General features: G+C 73.0%; 16 protein-coding genes. 9 read left to right on the top strand and 7 right to left on the bottom strand.

Annotated features, from left to right (window positions below; translation table 11 throughout):
- Nucleotides 1–66: 66 nt before the first annotated feature.
- A complete protein-coding gene (locus VLK66_RS24045; RefSeq protein ID WP_325312041.1) occupies nucleotides 67–258 on the bottom strand; it encodes a hypothetical protein in 192 nt (63 codons plus the stop codon).
- A 116-nt stretch (nucleotides 259–374) separates the two neighbouring features.
- Here VLK66_RS24045 and VLK66_RS24040 point away from each other — a divergent pair, with 116 nt between their 5' ends.
- The 3 genes from VLK66_RS24040 to VLK66_RS24030 are packed head-to-tail and all read left to right on the top strand — an operon-like array spanning nucleotide 375 to nucleotide 3,189.
- Nucleotides 375–908 carry a GNAT family N-acetyltransferase gene (locus VLK66_RS24040; RefSeq protein WP_325312040.1) on the top strand — a complete coding sequence of 178 codons (534 nt, stop codon included), beginning with the start codon at nucleotides 375–377 and terminating at the stop codon, nucleotides 906–908.
- Entirely contained in the window at nucleotides 905–1,840 is a 936-nt protein-coding gene (locus VLK66_RS24035; protein ID WP_325312039.1) for a D-glycerate dehydrogenase, read from the top strand. The genes VLK66_RS24040 and VLK66_RS24035 overlap by 4 nt, the downstream gene beginning before the upstream one ends.
- Nucleotides 1,837–3,189, top strand: coding sequence for a glycerate kinase type-2 family protein (locus VLK66_RS24030; RefSeq protein ID WP_325312038.1), 1,353 nt, complete (start codon nucleotides 1,837–1,839; stop codon nucleotides 3,187–3,189). Before VLK66_RS24035 ends, VLK66_RS24030 begins: the two co-directional genes overlap by 4 nt.
- 210 nt (nucleotides 3,190–3,399) lie before the next feature.
- Here VLK66_RS24030 and VLK66_RS24025 read toward each other — a convergent pair whose 3' ends face one another.
- Both VLK66_RS24025 and VLK66_RS24020 read right to left on the bottom strand, forming a co-directional pair.
- Entirely contained in the window at nucleotides 3,400–3,930 is a 531-nt protein-coding gene (locus tag VLK66_RS24025) for a DUF3828 domain-containing protein (RefSeq protein WP_325312037.1), read from the bottom strand.
- A 254-nt stretch (nucleotides 3,931–4,184) separates the two neighbouring features.
- Nucleotides 4,185–4,841 carry a MarC family protein gene (locus VLK66_RS24020; protein WP_325312036.1) on the bottom strand — a complete coding sequence of 219 codons (657 nt, stop codon included), beginning with the start codon at nucleotides 4,839–4,841 and terminating at the stop codon, nucleotides 4,185–4,187.
- Between the two features lie 603 nt (nucleotides 4,842–5,444).
- Here VLK66_RS24020 and VLK66_RS24015 point away from each other — a divergent pair.
- Both VLK66_RS24015 and VLK66_RS24010 read left to right on the top strand, forming a co-directional pair.
- A complete protein-coding gene (locus tag VLK66_RS24015; protein WP_325312035.1) occupies nucleotides 5,445–5,657 on the top strand; it encodes a hypothetical protein in 213 nt (70 codons plus the stop codon).
- 30 nt (nucleotides 5,658–5,687) lie between these two features.
- The gene (locus VLK66_RS24010; protein WP_325312034.1) at nucleotides 5,688–5,894 is read left to right on the top strand and encodes a hypothetical protein; all 207 of its coding nucleotides are present in this window, start codon (nucleotides 5,688–5,690) and stop codon (nucleotides 5,892–5,894) included.
- Nucleotides 5,895–5,995: 101 nt separating this feature from the next.
- Here VLK66_RS24010 and VLK66_RS24005 read toward each other — a convergent pair whose 3' ends face one another.
- From VLK66_RS24005 to VLK66_RS23990, 4 genes are all read right to left on the bottom strand, one after another.
- Nucleotides 5,996–6,589, bottom strand: coding sequence for a hypothetical protein (locus VLK66_RS24005; RefSeq protein ID WP_325312033.1), 594 nt, complete (start codon nucleotides 6,587–6,589; stop codon nucleotides 5,996–5,998).
- Nucleotides 6,576–7,988 carry a hypothetical protein gene (locus VLK66_RS24000; protein WP_325312032.1) on the bottom strand — a complete coding sequence of 471 codons (1,413 nt, stop codon included), beginning with the start codon at nucleotides 7,986–7,988 and terminating at the stop codon, nucleotides 6,576–6,578. The genes VLK66_RS24005 and VLK66_RS24000 overlap by 14 nt, the downstream gene beginning before the upstream one ends.
- Nucleotides 7,989–8,001: 13 nt before the next feature.
- Nucleotides 8,002–8,508 carry a hypothetical protein gene (locus VLK66_RS23995; protein WP_325312031.1) on the bottom strand — a complete coding sequence of 169 codons (507 nt, stop codon included), beginning with the start codon at nucleotides 8,506–8,508 and terminating at the stop codon, nucleotides 8,002–8,004.
- A gap of 294 nt (nucleotides 8,509–8,802) precedes the next feature.
- Nucleotides 8,803–9,591: an HD-GYP domain-containing protein gene (locus VLK66_RS23990; protein WP_325312030.1), complete on the bottom strand. Its 789-nt coding sequence runs from the start codon at nucleotides 9,589–9,591 to the stop codon at nucleotides 8,803–8,805.
- 239 nt (nucleotides 9,592–9,830) lie between these two features.
- Here VLK66_RS23990 and VLK66_RS23985 point away from each other — a divergent pair, with 239 nt between their 5' ends.
- From VLK66_RS23985 to VLK66_RS23970, 4 genes are all read left to right on the top strand, one after another.
- Nucleotides 9,831–10,160, top strand: a complete 330-nt coding sequence (locus tag VLK66_RS23985) for a DMT family protein (protein WP_325312029.1) — start codon at nucleotides 9,831–9,833, stop codon at nucleotides 10,158–10,160.
- Between the two features lie 91 nt (nucleotides 10,161–10,251).
- Nucleotides 10,252–10,719, top strand: a complete 468-nt coding sequence (locus VLK66_RS23980) for a TonB-dependent receptor plug domain-containing protein (RefSeq protein ID WP_325312028.1) — start codon at nucleotides 10,252–10,254, stop codon at nucleotides 10,717–10,719.
- Nucleotides 10,720–10,988: 269 nt separating this feature from the next.
- Nucleotides 10,989–11,186, top strand: coding sequence for a hypothetical protein (locus VLK66_RS23975; protein WP_325312027.1), 198 nt, complete (start codon nucleotides 10,989–10,991; stop codon nucleotides 11,184–11,186).
- Between the two features lie 178 nt (nucleotides 11,187–11,364).
- Nucleotides 11,365–13,459 (top strand): phosphoenolpyruvate carboxylase (locus VLK66_RS23970; RefSeq protein WP_325312026.1); only part of this gene is annotated, 2,095 nt, incomplete at its 3' end.

Genomic DNA, 13,459 nt, shown 5'->3' with positions numbered 1-13,459 from the left:
ATCTCTGAATGGTTCTGCCAAGCCTCTGATTCAAGGAAGCCGAAGCGGGATTGTGCTGTCGCGGGCCTACTCCTTCGCGGCGCGCTCGGTGACGAAGACGGCGGGGTCGAGCTGGTCCACCTCTTCCTGGCGGCCGTCTTCCCAGCGGACCACGGCATACAGGGCGAACGATTCCACCACCACGCCGGCGTGGCCGCGGACGTGCTGAACGGCGTCGCCGGACTTGAGGAAATGGCGGGACTCCAGTTGCGTGCTCACGGACCTCCCCGGGGTGTCGTCTGCGCGTGGGCCATCAACTTGACGCGCCCTCCCGCCGCGGGGCAACTTCTCCCCCGCCGGACATTCCTGCCGTAGCCCGCAACGCGCCGCCGACCGTGAACCAGCCCTCGCCGCCCGACGTCATCGAATCTCCCCGCCTGCTCGTCCGCACGCTGCGGCCGGGCGACGAGGCGCGCCTGCAGGTGGTGTTCGACGCCGCGCCGGACTGGCACGCCGCGCTCGGCCGCCCCGCCGACCCCGACGCCGCCGCGCGCGAGATCGCCGCGTCGGCCGACAAGGCGGGGCGCGAGATCGCCGTCATCACCCTGCGCGAGGGCGGCCAGGACGTGGGCGCCATCGGGTGGTGGCGCGCGAACCCGGAGCCGCACGTGGCGCTGCTCGGCACGCTCGTCATCACCCCTGCGTACCGGCGCTCCGGGCTGGCACGCGAGGCGCTGGGCGCGGTGGAGGCGTGGCTGGCCGAGGGCGGCACGACGGAGATGCGCACCGCCTTCGCCCGCGCGCTCCTGCCGCTGCATCCGCTGGTGAAGGCGCTGGGGTTTCGGGAGATGAGCATCGCCGAGCACCAGAAGCTGGGGTTCGCGGGGGCGGGCACCTCGCTCTGGTCCAGGCCGCTGGCGGCGGGATGACGGCGATCGTCACCACCTTTCCGCTCCCGGACGCGGCGGCCGCGCTCCTCTCCGAAGCCGGCACCGTCGCCGGGCCGGACGGGTGGCGCGACGCGCTGGGCGACGCGGAGGCGCTGCTCTGCCTGCTGACCGAGCGCGTGGACGCGGCGCTGCTGGAGCGCGCGCCGCGGCTGCGCATCGTCGCCAACGCGGTCGCCGGCTACGAGCACGTGGACCTGGCGGCGTGCGCGGCGCGCGGCATCATCGTCACCAACACGCCCGACGTGCTGACCGAGGCGACAGCGGACCTCACCTGGGCGCTCATCCTGGCCACCGTGCGCGGCCTGCCGCAGGCCGAGCGGAGCCTGCGCGCGGGCGGGTTCCACGGCTGGGGATTCTGGGACTATCTCGGGGGCGACCTGGCCGGCGCGACGCTGGGGATCTTCGGGATGGGACGGATCGGGCGGGCGGTGGCGCGCCGGGCGGCGGGGTTCGGAATGCGCGTCGTCTATCACAGCCGGAGCCGTTTGCCGGTGGATGAAGAAGCGCGGCTCGATGCGGAATTCGTCCCGTTCGGCGAGCTGCTGGCGCGGAGCGACGTGCTGACGCTGCACGCGCCGCTGACACCGGAGACGCGTCACGCGATCGACGCCGGCGCGCTGCGGCGGATGCGCCCGGGGAGCTACCTGGTCAACACCGCCCGCGGCGCGCTGGTGGACGAGGCGGCGCTGGTGGACGCGCTCCGCCACGGACTCATCGCCGGCGCCGGGCTGGACGTGTACGAGCGCGAGCCGGCGATCACGCCGGGGCTCCTCGATCTCCCCAACGCCGTGCTCCTCCCGCACATCGGCTCGGCCACGCGCGAGACGCGCACGCGCATGGCCATGCTGGCCGCGCGCAACGTGCACGCGGTGCTGAGCGGGCGCCCGCCGCTGACGCCGGTGCGCCCGTGAGCCCGCGCGACGACGCCCGCCGCATCCTGCACGCCGCCATCGCCGCGGCGGACGCGCGCGAGGCCGTCCGCCGCGCGCTGCGGGTGGAGGGGGACGCACTGGTGGTGATGGACGCCGAGCGCGTCGGCCTCCGCGGCGTCGAGCGCGTCTGGCTCGCCGGCGCGGGAAAGGCGGCGGCGGGGATGGCGCTCGGCGCGCGCGAGGTGCTGGGCGATCGCATCGCCGGGGGGACGATCACCACGCGCGACGGATACGCGGCGGCGGTGCCGGGGGTGGAGGTGTGGGAGGCCGCGCACCCGGTTCCGGACACGCGCGGGCTGGCCGGGGCCGCGGCCGCGCTCGCCGTGGCGAGAGCGGCGGGCGAGCGCGACCTGGTGCTGTGCCTGCTCTCGGGCGGCGCGTCGGCGCTCTGGCCGTGCCCGCCGGACGGCGTGTCGCTCACCGACCTGAAGGCGCTCACCGGGGCGCTGCTCCGCGCCGGGGCGGCGATCGGGGAGATGAACACCGTGCGCAAGCACCTGTCGCGCATCGCGGGGGGATGGCTGGCGCGGGCGGCGCACCCGGCGAGGCTGGTGACGCTCGCCGTCTCGGACGTGGTCGGGTCGCCGCTGGAGGTGATCGGGAGCGGGCCCACCGTGCCGGACCCGACGACCTTCGCCGACGCGCTGGCGGTGGTGCGCGGCTACGAGATCGACGCGCCGCCGGCGGTGATGGCGTACCTCGAATCCGGCGCGGCGGGCGAGGCGCCGGAGACGCCCAGGCCGGGCGACGCGGCGTTCGAGCGCGCCTCGGCGCACGTCGTGGCCGGCAACGCCGACGCGCTCCGCGGCGCCGCGGCCGAGGCGGAGCGGCTGGGCTACCGCGCCGAGATCGTGGCGGACGACCTGGAGGGCGAGGCGCGCGAGGTGGCGCCGGAGATCGCGCGGCTGGCGGTGGAGCGGCAGGCGGCGCTCGCGCCCGGCGACCCGCCGCTCGCGCTCCTCCTGGGGGGCGAGACGACGGTGACGGTGCGCGGCCGCGGCGCCGGTGGCCGCAACCAGGAGCTGGCGCTCGCGCTCGCCATGGAGCTGGAGGGCCGCGACGGCGTCGTCGCCGCCGCGCTGGGGACGGACGGGACGGATGGCACCACGGACGCGGCCGGCGCGATCGTCGACGGCGGCACCGTGGCGCGCGCGGCGGCGCACCGGCTCGACGCGCGCGACGCGCTGGACGCCAACGACTCGCACCCGCTCCTCCGCGCCACCGGCGATCTGCTCGTCACCGGGCCCACGGGGACGAACGTGTGCGACGTTGTGCTGGTGCTCGTGGTGGCACCGGGATTTCGGGCGCAGCCGATCACCGGCGACTGAAGTCGCAGCAACAACGACGGGAAGCCTCGCAAACTGCGCGAGGCTGTTCGGCTCGTCGGCGGCTACGGTGCGGTTTCGACTTTCATGGACGCGCAGCGCGGGGACGAGTCAGGATGACGTCTTTGTGTGGTTCTGTGGTGTTGTGACGGCCTCCCAAGCCATCATACCAGACGAACCGCGGGGGCACCGGCCGGTGCCCCCGCGCTTTCGCTATGGCTTCGGTGCGCGGCCGGCGGCGAGCTGGCGGAGGATGGAGACGAGGTCGCCTTCGGGATAGTGGATGTTCGTCACGCGCCACCCCGCGTCGGAGCGGGCGAGGCGGACGCGGAGGTTGGTGCGCGCGCTGTCCTGGCGCACGACGACGCCGACGGTCGCGCTGGCGCCACCACGCGTGGCGGGGCCGACCTGGAAGGCGGTCATCTCGTCCTGCGCGTTGGTGAGCGGGTCGAAGTCGAGGCCCACGATCTCGTCGGCGTTCGCCTCGGCGGCGCGGATGTCGGCGTCGATCAGCGCGGCGAGGTCCGGGGCGAAGAGCGCCCGCTGCCGCTTGTACGTCCGATCCCAGTTCTGCTCGTGCGCGAAGTGGTCGCGGTAGAGCGTGGTCACCACGGCGGTGGGGTCGGGCGGGGCCGCGTTCGCCCCGGCGCCACAGGCCTGCGCCGCAACGGCCAGCGCAAGCAGCGATGCGGTGATGGAGAGACGGCGCGACGCGCGGCGGCGGATGTGAGCGTGAGGGTTCATCGAGCCTCGTGCAGGGTTGGGGAGGCGAGGCCTGCAGGGATTTCGTACCCGGATGCGTGAGGGATGCGCGCCCGAAGGGCCGGGAACCCGCCGCGCCGCGATGATGCCGCGGGTCCTGGGAAATGCCAGCCGCGGCGGGGGCCCGGCGCGGTTGGCAACAGTCGTATCGTTGCCTACCGCGCGCGCAGCCCGTTTGGGCGCCCCGGCGCCCAACACGCCCGAATCCTGCCGTTCATCATCTCTATCCGCATCAATTACCTGGCGTTGGCGGCGCGGATGATCTCGGTGATGATGGGGGTGGTGCCGTCGATGATGAACTGCACGGCGATGACCGTCACCAGCAGCCCCATCACGCGGGTCATCACGTTCAGCCCCGTCTGGCCGAAGAAGCGCACCAGCCGCGGCGCCGCCGACAGCACCGCCCAGGTGATGGCCAGCACCACGACGACCGCCGCGAACACCAGCCCCACGCGCACCGGGGTGCCGGCCTGCGTCATCAGCACCATCACGGTGGTGATCGCGCCCGGACCGGTGATCATGGGGATGCCGAGCGGCGTGACGCCCACATTCTCGCGCACCCGGCCCTCCTGCTCCTCCTCTTCGGTGGCCTTGCCGCGGCTGCGCCTGGCCTGGAGCATGTCCATCCCGATGCCGAAGAAGATGACGCCGCCGGCGATGCGGAAGGCGTCGATGGTGATGCCGAAGAGCTGGAAGATGGCCCCGCCCACCAGCGCGAACACCGCCAGGATCACGAACGCCGTGACCACGCCCGAGCGCAGCGTGCGGCTGCGCTGCTCGCGCGTGTAGCCGTCGGTGATGGCCAGGTACATCGGCGCCGCGCTCAGCGGGTTGATGATGGAGAGCAGCGAGGTGAAGCAGAGGAGCGCGAACTTGGTGAGCGAAGGTTCCATCCGACGGAGTGCGAGAGTGCGAGAGTGCGAAAGTGCGAAGGTGCGAGAGTGGGTCGTCGCGAGGCACCTGTCGCGTAGCGTATCGGGCGGAGGGGTGGGCGTCAACGGAAGTGCGGGAGTGCGTGAGTGCGTGAGTGCGTCAATGGACTTCGGGTGTGGGAGGAGCTTCGGTGCATCGGCCGGCATCGCGCCCTCTCCGGCCGGCCGGGGCCGTCCACCTCTCCCGTACCGGGAGAGGTAGCTGGACGGGCATCCCGGCACATCCGAACTGTTGGCGTGAGCATGGTTTGCAGGGTGCACCGCCGCTGGAGAGCCCCCCTCGCCCGGTACGGGAGAGGGCGAGCGCTCTAAGGCGCGGGGAGAGGGCGGCGCGGACGCATCCGAAGCGCGCCGGAAGATGGATGGCGATGGGGGATGGAGGATGATCGCACTCGGGTGATTCCCCGGATCGCCACGCGGAGGGATCGGTCCGTGTCGCGGGGGCGACGGTTCGCACCGGGGTGGTTGGATGGGGGATGCGGCGGGCCGATGTTGCTGCTCACGAGGATGCCCGGCGCGGCGGACCGGCCGCGGCGGGCCCGTACCCCTGCCGAGGAGGCAATCATGAGCGGTGCATCTCGTCTCGTCCGCCGCGGGGCGCTCCCCGCGCTCGTGGCCGCCGCGCTGGCGTTTGGCGCCGCGCAGGCGCTGGCCGCGACCCGCGACGCCACCACGGGCGCGAAGTCGTGCAGCGAGGACCGCTGCGACGCGATCTGCGTTTCGCACGGCCACGCGGGCGGCGATTGCGCGACCGGCGCCTGCCGCTGCTTCGACTGAGCGGCATCTTCCCATCACCCGCAAGAATCCATGAAGAAGCTCTCGCTCCACCTCGACAGCCTGGCCGTGCAGTCGTTCGCCACGGGCGATGCCCCGGGCGGCGCCGGGACCGTGCACGGGATGTCGAGGCCCACGGCCGGCCCCACGCAGAGCCCGTTCATCTGCCCCGACACCGAGTGGTGGTCGTGCGGCATCGTCTGCCTGGACACGCTGGAGACGAACCCCTGCAACTGCTGACGGGGGATGAAGATGCAGGGAGACGAAGACGGCGGGGCACCCGGATGGTCCGGGTGCCCCGCCGTCGGTCGTGGGGAATGGGGATCGCTGCGCGGCCGCGCCTACGGGCGGCGGATCAGCATGCGGCTGGTGGCGCCGGCGAAGCGCGCGGCCAGCCCGTCGTCCGCGGATTCCAGCACCGCCCAGACGGAGTCCGCGCGCGGCGAGTTGCGGTGCAGCGCCACGACGGTGAACGGCGCAGCCCTGCAGTCCCACGCGGGCGGCGCGTTCGCGGCGGCGACGGCGGCGATGCACGGCGCCAGCCGCTCGCCCGGCCGCGCGAGCGCCAGCGCGGGCGACTGGTCCGCGCGCGCGGCCAGCACGATGCGCACGGTGCCGGGGCTCGGCTCGCCGGTGGAGAACGGCGCCACGTCCACGTGGGTGACGGGCGCGCCCTTTCGCCGGGGCTTCACCAGGTGCTGCCCGACCAGCGCCGCGCGGTCGGGGAGCTTCTTCCGCGCGCTGTCGTCCGGCGGCGCCAGGTCGGCCGAGTCGAGCTGCGCCAGCGCGGCCAGGTCGCGCGCGGCGGTCCACTCGGCGGGCTCGCGGCGCGTCCACGGCGCCTCGCCGCGGCGGCCGACGGCGATCCCGGCCCGCGCGAGCAGCACGGCGTACGCGGCGCCCAGCAGCCAGGCGGCGAGCCTAGGGGTGAACATAGGTCACCCTCCCGTCGTCCAGCAGCTGGTCGGTGAGGGTCAGCGTCTCCCACAGCCGCCGCTCCGCCTCCGAATCGGCGGGGAGGGGGAGGTGCAGCGCCTTCAGCACGTCGAAGCGGAAGAGCTGCACCGTGGCCGTGACTGCCTCGCCGTACACGCGCAGGTTGGTGATGGTGGCGCGGTAGAAGAGGAGCGCCGCAAGGGGAAAACCCAGGCCCGTCAGCAGCAGAACGGCGATGCTGTGGCCCCTGAACCCCAGCCAGAGCGTCCAGAGCGACGCCACTCCGCACGCCATCGCCAGCGCCACCGAGACGTCGAGCTTCAGCCGCGCCTCCTCCAGGATGGGGCGGAAGTGCTCGTCCTTGGCGGCCGAGTGCTGGAGCTGCAGCCACATCAGCTCGGGGTCGAGCTGGTAGCGCGAGAGCGCGTGATCGCGGTACAGCTCGGCCACGTTGGCCATGCGTGTGGGCCCCACCGCGGCAAGGTCCAGCGGAAAGCGCATCCGCCGCACCGAGAGCGTGCGGCTGTACTCGTTCTCGGCGCGCGCGCGGGCCAGCGCGGCCAGCCGCGAGAACCCGACCTGGAGGTTGTCCAGCTCCTTCTGCGGGGCCACGGGCGCAAGGGCGAGCTCCTTCTCGAGCTTCGCGCACAGGCCGTCCAGCTCCGCCGCCTCCACCGGCTTCAGCCCGCGGATGCGGGCCCGGACGGCGTCGTACTGCTTCCGCAGCGCGGCCGACGGCGCCACCGGGGCGACGCCCGTCTTCGCATCCCCCTCCGCGCGGGCCCGGCTGAGGCGCTTCTGCCACGGGAGCGCGTCTCCATCCCCATCTCCATCTCCATCCCCACCTCCGGCCGTGACGGCCGCGGGAAGGACGGCGGGAGGGGGGGATGCCGGCGGGCCGAACAGCCAGCGCGCGAGCCGGGCGAAGACGGACTGCGGCGGGGCGGGCGCCTGTGGGAGGGCCGGCTCGGGATCGGGCTCCGGCTCGGGCTCGGCGTCCGGGAAGGCGATGCGGAAGGCGAAGACGCGGAGCTCGCTCCGCTCCACGTCCGCCTCCAGCTTTTCCAGCTGGCGCTGCTGGTCCCGCGACATCCACCGGCGGAGGAAGCCGGGGAGCGCGGTGCCCTGCAGGAGCGCGCGCCACCACGGGTTGGCGCTCCAGAAGACGAACCCCATCATCGCCACGACCACCAGCAGCGCGCCCGAGGCCAGCGCCTGCCGCCCCGCGTCCATCGCGCGGAAGGCCTCGACCTGGCGGTAGATCCACTCGGAGCTGTCGTGGCCCGCGATCAGCGACACCGCGGCCAGGAGCAGGACGGGAAAGAAGCCGGCGAGAAGGTACGTCTTCCCGAACAGCCCCGCGACGCGGTCGATGATGCTGCCGAGGCCGGCGATCATCCCGGGCCCCCGCTCAGGCGCAGCGCACGCGCGTGCTGCAGATCGGGCACGGCCTGCCCTTCGGCGCGCGGTGGAGGTTGCGGCAGCGGCACACCTCGCCCGAGCTGCGGATATCGTGGGCCAGGGTCTCGTGCCGCGTCACGATCGTCACCATCGCGTCCAGGTCGCGAGGCGCGAGGGTGGGCGAGGCCACCACGTCGCCGTCGTCGCCCTTGTCCTCCGCATCGTCCCCTCCGCGCCACCCGGCCACATCGATGCCGTAGCTGGAACCGGCTTCGTCCAGCACCGCCTGCCAGTCCTCCACCTCGGCGTTGACCACGTGCAGCGGGAAGCTGGAGATCTGGTCCACGCGGTCCAGCCCCTGCTCGATCCCCTCGTCCACGTCGAGATTCGTCACCAGCACCGGCTCGCGGCCGGGCGCGGCGACGATGACGGCGTGCACGCCGGTGGACGCCATGCGCCCGAACACCTCGGCGAGCGATGGATCGCCGGCGATCAGCGGAAGGTCGATGCGGTCCATGGGATCGATCCGGGAAGGTGGGGAGGAGCGCGGGAGATGAAAGGCGATGCAAGTGCATCCCACGATAATGCGCCGCAACGCAAGTGCAATGAAATCGCCGCCGGGGTCCGCGCACGGGGAATCATGGCGCGCGGCCGGGCGAGGCTGGATCTCACGCGGAGCCCGCGGAGACACGGAGGTCCTGTCCATCTCCATCCGCGTCTCCGCGCGGGATCGCACGAGATTCGAGGGACGGGTGGATCCATTTTTCAGCCCGAGTCCCGATCGTACTCCCGTACTTTTCGTGCTTCCGCTCTACACCTCCGCGGCCACGTGCTCGATGGCGCGCTCGGTGGGGTTGGGATTCTCCAGGTGGTCCTGCTCGTCGCGCTGGCCCTGCAGGGCGATCTGGGTCCACTGGGCCAGCACCGGGCCGCTCTCCACCAGCGCCACCAGGCGCGGGTCGAACTGGTGGCCGGCGCCCTCGTCCAGCTTCTCCAGCGCCTCCTCCACCGGCATGGGCCCCTTGTACTTGCGCGGCTGCGTCATCGCGTCGAACACGTCGGCCACGGCGATGATGCGCGCCGCCAGCGGGATCTCGTGCCCGCCGATGCCGCACGGATACCCGCTGCCGTCCCAGCACTCGTGGTGGCTGCTGACGATCTTCTGGATGCCGGGGTGCATCTCCTCCAGCGGCTGGAGGATGGTGGCGCTCAGGTGCGGGTGGTGCTTGATCTCGGCCCGCTGCTCTTCGGACAGCCGCTTGCGCGAGTGCACGATCAGGAAGAAGCGGTCGTCGATCTTGCCCATGTCGTGCAGCAGCGCGGCCACGCGCAGCGTGGCCAGCTCCGGGCGCGAGAGCCCGCCGCACGCCCCGGCCAGCACCGAGGTGAGGTCGGCCACGCGCCGGCTGTGGCGCGCGGTGACGGGGTCGTCGGCGGTAAGCGCGTTCAGCAGCAGGTCCACCAGCTTGCGGTGCATCTGCCGCGCCCAGCGGTCGCGCCGCAGGGCGTCCATCAGCCACGCCAGCCCCACCAGCGTGGCGGACGCGACCGCCGCTCCGGTGAGCGTCAGGGTATCCTTCTCGATCTCCAGCTTCGCCATTGTAGTCCGCCCGGGTGGTCAGCGGGTTTCCGCATCGTCAGGGGCGGGCGCAGCTTGCACAACGTACGCCACGGCTTCGGGTTCCGCGCCGGCGGCACCACGGCGGCGGCGGTCCCTCCCCGACGCGGCGCATGGAGCGACCGGGTGAGACGTGGATGGAGCGGCATCTTGCATGGAGACGGCCGCGGCTGGATCGTGCCGCGACCCGTCAGAGCCACGCGAAATCCGGAGCCCGAGGGATGACGACCGTTCTGCTGCTGACCATCTCCAACGTCTTCATGACGTACGCCTGGTACGGCCACCTGCGCCACCGCGGCGTGCCGCTGTTCACCACCATCCTGCTGAGCTGGGGGATCGCGTTCTTCGAGTACTGCTTCCAGGTGCCCGCGAACCGCTTCGGCTACGGCCGCTTCACCGCGGCCGAGCTGAAGACGCTGCAGGAGGTGATCTCGCTCGTCGTCTTCGCCGTCTTTTCCGTGCTGTACCTGCGCGAGGAGTTCCGCTGGAACTACGCGGCGGGGTTCGTGCTGATCATCGCGGCCGTGTTCGTCGTCTTCCACAAGTGGTGAGGGAGATGCCAACACCGGGCTGGTACTCGCCCGTGCCTTGATACACCATTCGTCGGGGGATGAGCTGCCCGAGGGAACCGGGAGGTGGACCATGGCCACACCGTCACGTCTCGTCCGCGGCGCCGCGATGGCGCTCGCGCTCTGGGCCCTGGCCTGCCGCGGGCCCCGCCCCGGCGACCCGGCGCCCGAGCCGGTTGAGCCTTATCCACCGGGCCCCGTGGCCACCGGCCACGCGCAGGTCGACGGCGACGAGGCACGGGACGCGCGCGTGGTCCGCGCGGAGGAGCTGCTTCGCGGCCGGGTGGCGGGGGTGCAGGTGACGGTGCTCCCGACCGGCGGGATCTCGGTGCGCATCCGCGGGCGGACGTCGCTGAGCGCGAGCGAGGAGCCGCTGTACGTGGTGGACGGCAGCACGGTGCACGCGGAGCCGGGCGGCGCGCTCACCTGGCTGGACCCGCACGACATCGACCGCATCGAGGTGCTGAAGGACCCGGGCGAGACCGCGTTCTACGGCGTCCGCGGCGCCAACGGGGTGATCCTCATCACCACCAGGCACTAACGGCGGGTGTCTCACGCGGGCGGCCCAACGCTGGGTCTCCGCGCGCCGGTTACCGGCGACTGAAGTCGCAGCAACAACTACGGAAAGCCTCGCAAACTGCGCGAGGCTGATCCGCTCACTCCGCGGCATCGGCGCGCACGACCGATCTCTGATAGAGCTTCGGCCGCGGCGACGCCTGTTTGTGCGGCACGGGACTCGCGGCGCGGGCGCCCCCCACGTCCGCGCTCGCCGCGGACGGCCCTGCATCACTCCAGCGGGAGGCCGTGACGATGAGAAAGATCCGCCTGAACCCGGACCAGCTCCGCGTCGAGTCGTTCGCGACCCGCGCCGCGGCGCACGAGCGCGGCACCGTGCGGGCACACGACGACGCCAGCGGCCCGTCGTGCCCCTACGCCTGCACGCTCGACGAGCCGACCTGCAAGGGCCCGCTGTGCAACACCATCCCCGCGCTCACCTGCCTCTGCTGAGCGGCTCCGGCGGAGCAGGTGTCGCGCGGAGACGCGGAGACGCGGAAGTGGCCGGGCACGCACCTCCGCGCCTCCGCGTCTCCGCGTGAGATGCAGCGATGCCGAGGGGACGCGGATGGCGGCGGCGTCCGCACGCGTCTACTCTTCCGGAACGGACCAGACGACGACGAGAGGACGAGTGGACGACGTGAAGGTGGGGACGGGCGACGGGCCGCTCTGGCGCGCGCCGTCGCAGGAGGAGCGGCTGGCGGAGCTGGTGACGGAGGACGCGGCCACGAAGGAGGCGCCGCTGCGCCGCGACGTGCGCTCGCTCGGCATCCTGCTGGGGCGCGTGCTGCGCGAGCAGGAGGGCGACGCGCTCTACGCCGCGGTCGAGGAGCTGCGCGGGCTGCTGATAGAGGGCCGCGGCGAGTCCGCCGGCCGCGACCCGTCGCCCCCCGCGCTTTCGGACGCGGGGATGGACCGCGCCTCGGCCATCGTCGCCGCGCTGGACGTGGAGCAGGCGTACGGGCTCACCAAGGCGTTCTCCATCTACTTCGAGCTCACCAACCTGGCCGAGACCGCGCACCGCGCCCGCCGCCGCCGCGCCGCCGAGATCCACGCCGAGCTTCCGCCGCAGCCCGGCACCTTCCGCGGCACCCTCCTCCGCCTGCGCCAGGCCGGGCTCGGGCCTGACGAGGTGCTCGCGCGGCTGGCCGAGGTCGCCGTCATCCCCGTCTTCACCGCGCACCCGACCGAGGTGTCGCGCCGCACGGTGCTGTTCAAGCGCGCCCGCATCGCCCGCGCACTGGCGCGCATCGACCGGCTGCCGCTCACGGACCGCGAGGCCGCGCGGCAGGAGGAGGCGATCACCGCCGAGATCACCGCGCTCTGGCAGACCGACGAGGTGCGCCGCAGCCGGCCGAGCGTGCGCGACGAGATCCAGATGGGGCTGGACTACTATCGCCGCGTGCTGATCGAGACCGTCCCCGGCCTGTACGCCGAGCTGGCGGACGGCTTCCGCGCGGAGTATGGCGATGCACCGGCGGCCGCGTCGCTCCCGCCGGTCGTCCGCTTCGGCAGCTGGATCGGCGGCGACCGCGACGGCAACCCGTACGTGACCCCCGAGGTCACCCGCGCCGCGCTGCAGGCCGCGCGCGAGACCATCCTCGACCGCTACGTCAGGGCGCTGGAGCAGCTGGTGGAGCGGCTCAGCACCTCCACGCTGCAGACGCCCGTCTCCCCCGCGCTGGCCGCGGCGCTGGAGCGGTACGCCGAGACCAGCGCCACGCTGGACCCCGTCCCCGAGCGGCGCTCGCAGACCGAGCTGTACCGCCGCTTCCTGGGCTACGTGGGCGCGCGCCTCCGCTTCGCGCGCGACGACCCGCATCACGCCCTCGCCTACGCGTCAGCGGCGGACTTCGCGGCGGACCTCGCGCTCGTCCGCGAATCCCTGGCCGAGAACCGCGGCGGCCGCCTCGCCGAGCTCCTCATCGACCCGCTGCTGCGGCAGGTCGAGACCTTCGGGTTCCATCTCCACACCCTCGACGTCCGCCAGCATGCGCGCCTCCACGCGAAAGCGCGCGAGGAGCTGCTGGGCGTTGCGGGAGATGCGGGAACGCTCCCCGATCCCCCCTCCGACGAGACGCGCGCGGTGCTGGACACGATGCGCGCCGTGGCCGACCTGAAGCGCCGCTATCCCCCCGAGGCCATCCAGACCTACGTCATCAGCGGGGCGACGTCGGTCGACGACGTGCTCACCGTCGCGCGCCTGGCCGAGGCGTGCGGCGTGCGCGTGGCCGCGGAGGGGGAGGATCCGGGGGTGATGCCGGTGCCGCTCTTCGAGTCCATCGACGACCTGCGCGCCTGCCCGGAGATCTGCCGCGAGCTGTGGACGCGCGCCGACTACGCGCGGCTGCTGGACAGCTGGGGGCGGCGGCAGGAGGTGATGCTGGGGTATTCCGACTCCAACAAGGACGGGGGGTACTGGATGGCGAACTGGGCGCTCCACAAGGCCCAGCGGCGGCTCGGCGAGGTCTGCCAGGCGCACGGGGTGGACTTCCGCCTCTTCCACGGCCGCGGGGGCACGGTGGGGCGCGGCGGCGGGCGGGCGAACCAGGCGATCCTCGCCATGCCGCCGATCGCGGTCAACGGGCGAATCCGGGTGACGGAGCAGGGGGAGGTGATCTCCTTCCGCTACGCGATCCCCGAGATCGCGCACCGTCACCTGGAGCAGATCGTCGGCGCCATGCTGCTGGCGTCCCTCCCCACCAGCGCCGGGCGCGAGGCCGGGG

This window comes from Longimicrobium sp., from assembly GCF_035474595.1.
GTDB lineage: Bacteria > Gemmatimonadota > Gemmatimonadetes > Longimicrobiales > Longimicrobiaceae > Longimicrobium.
The sequence above is the reverse complement of the archived record's forward strand: the minus strand, read 5'-3'. Positions and strand labels throughout refer to the sequence as shown.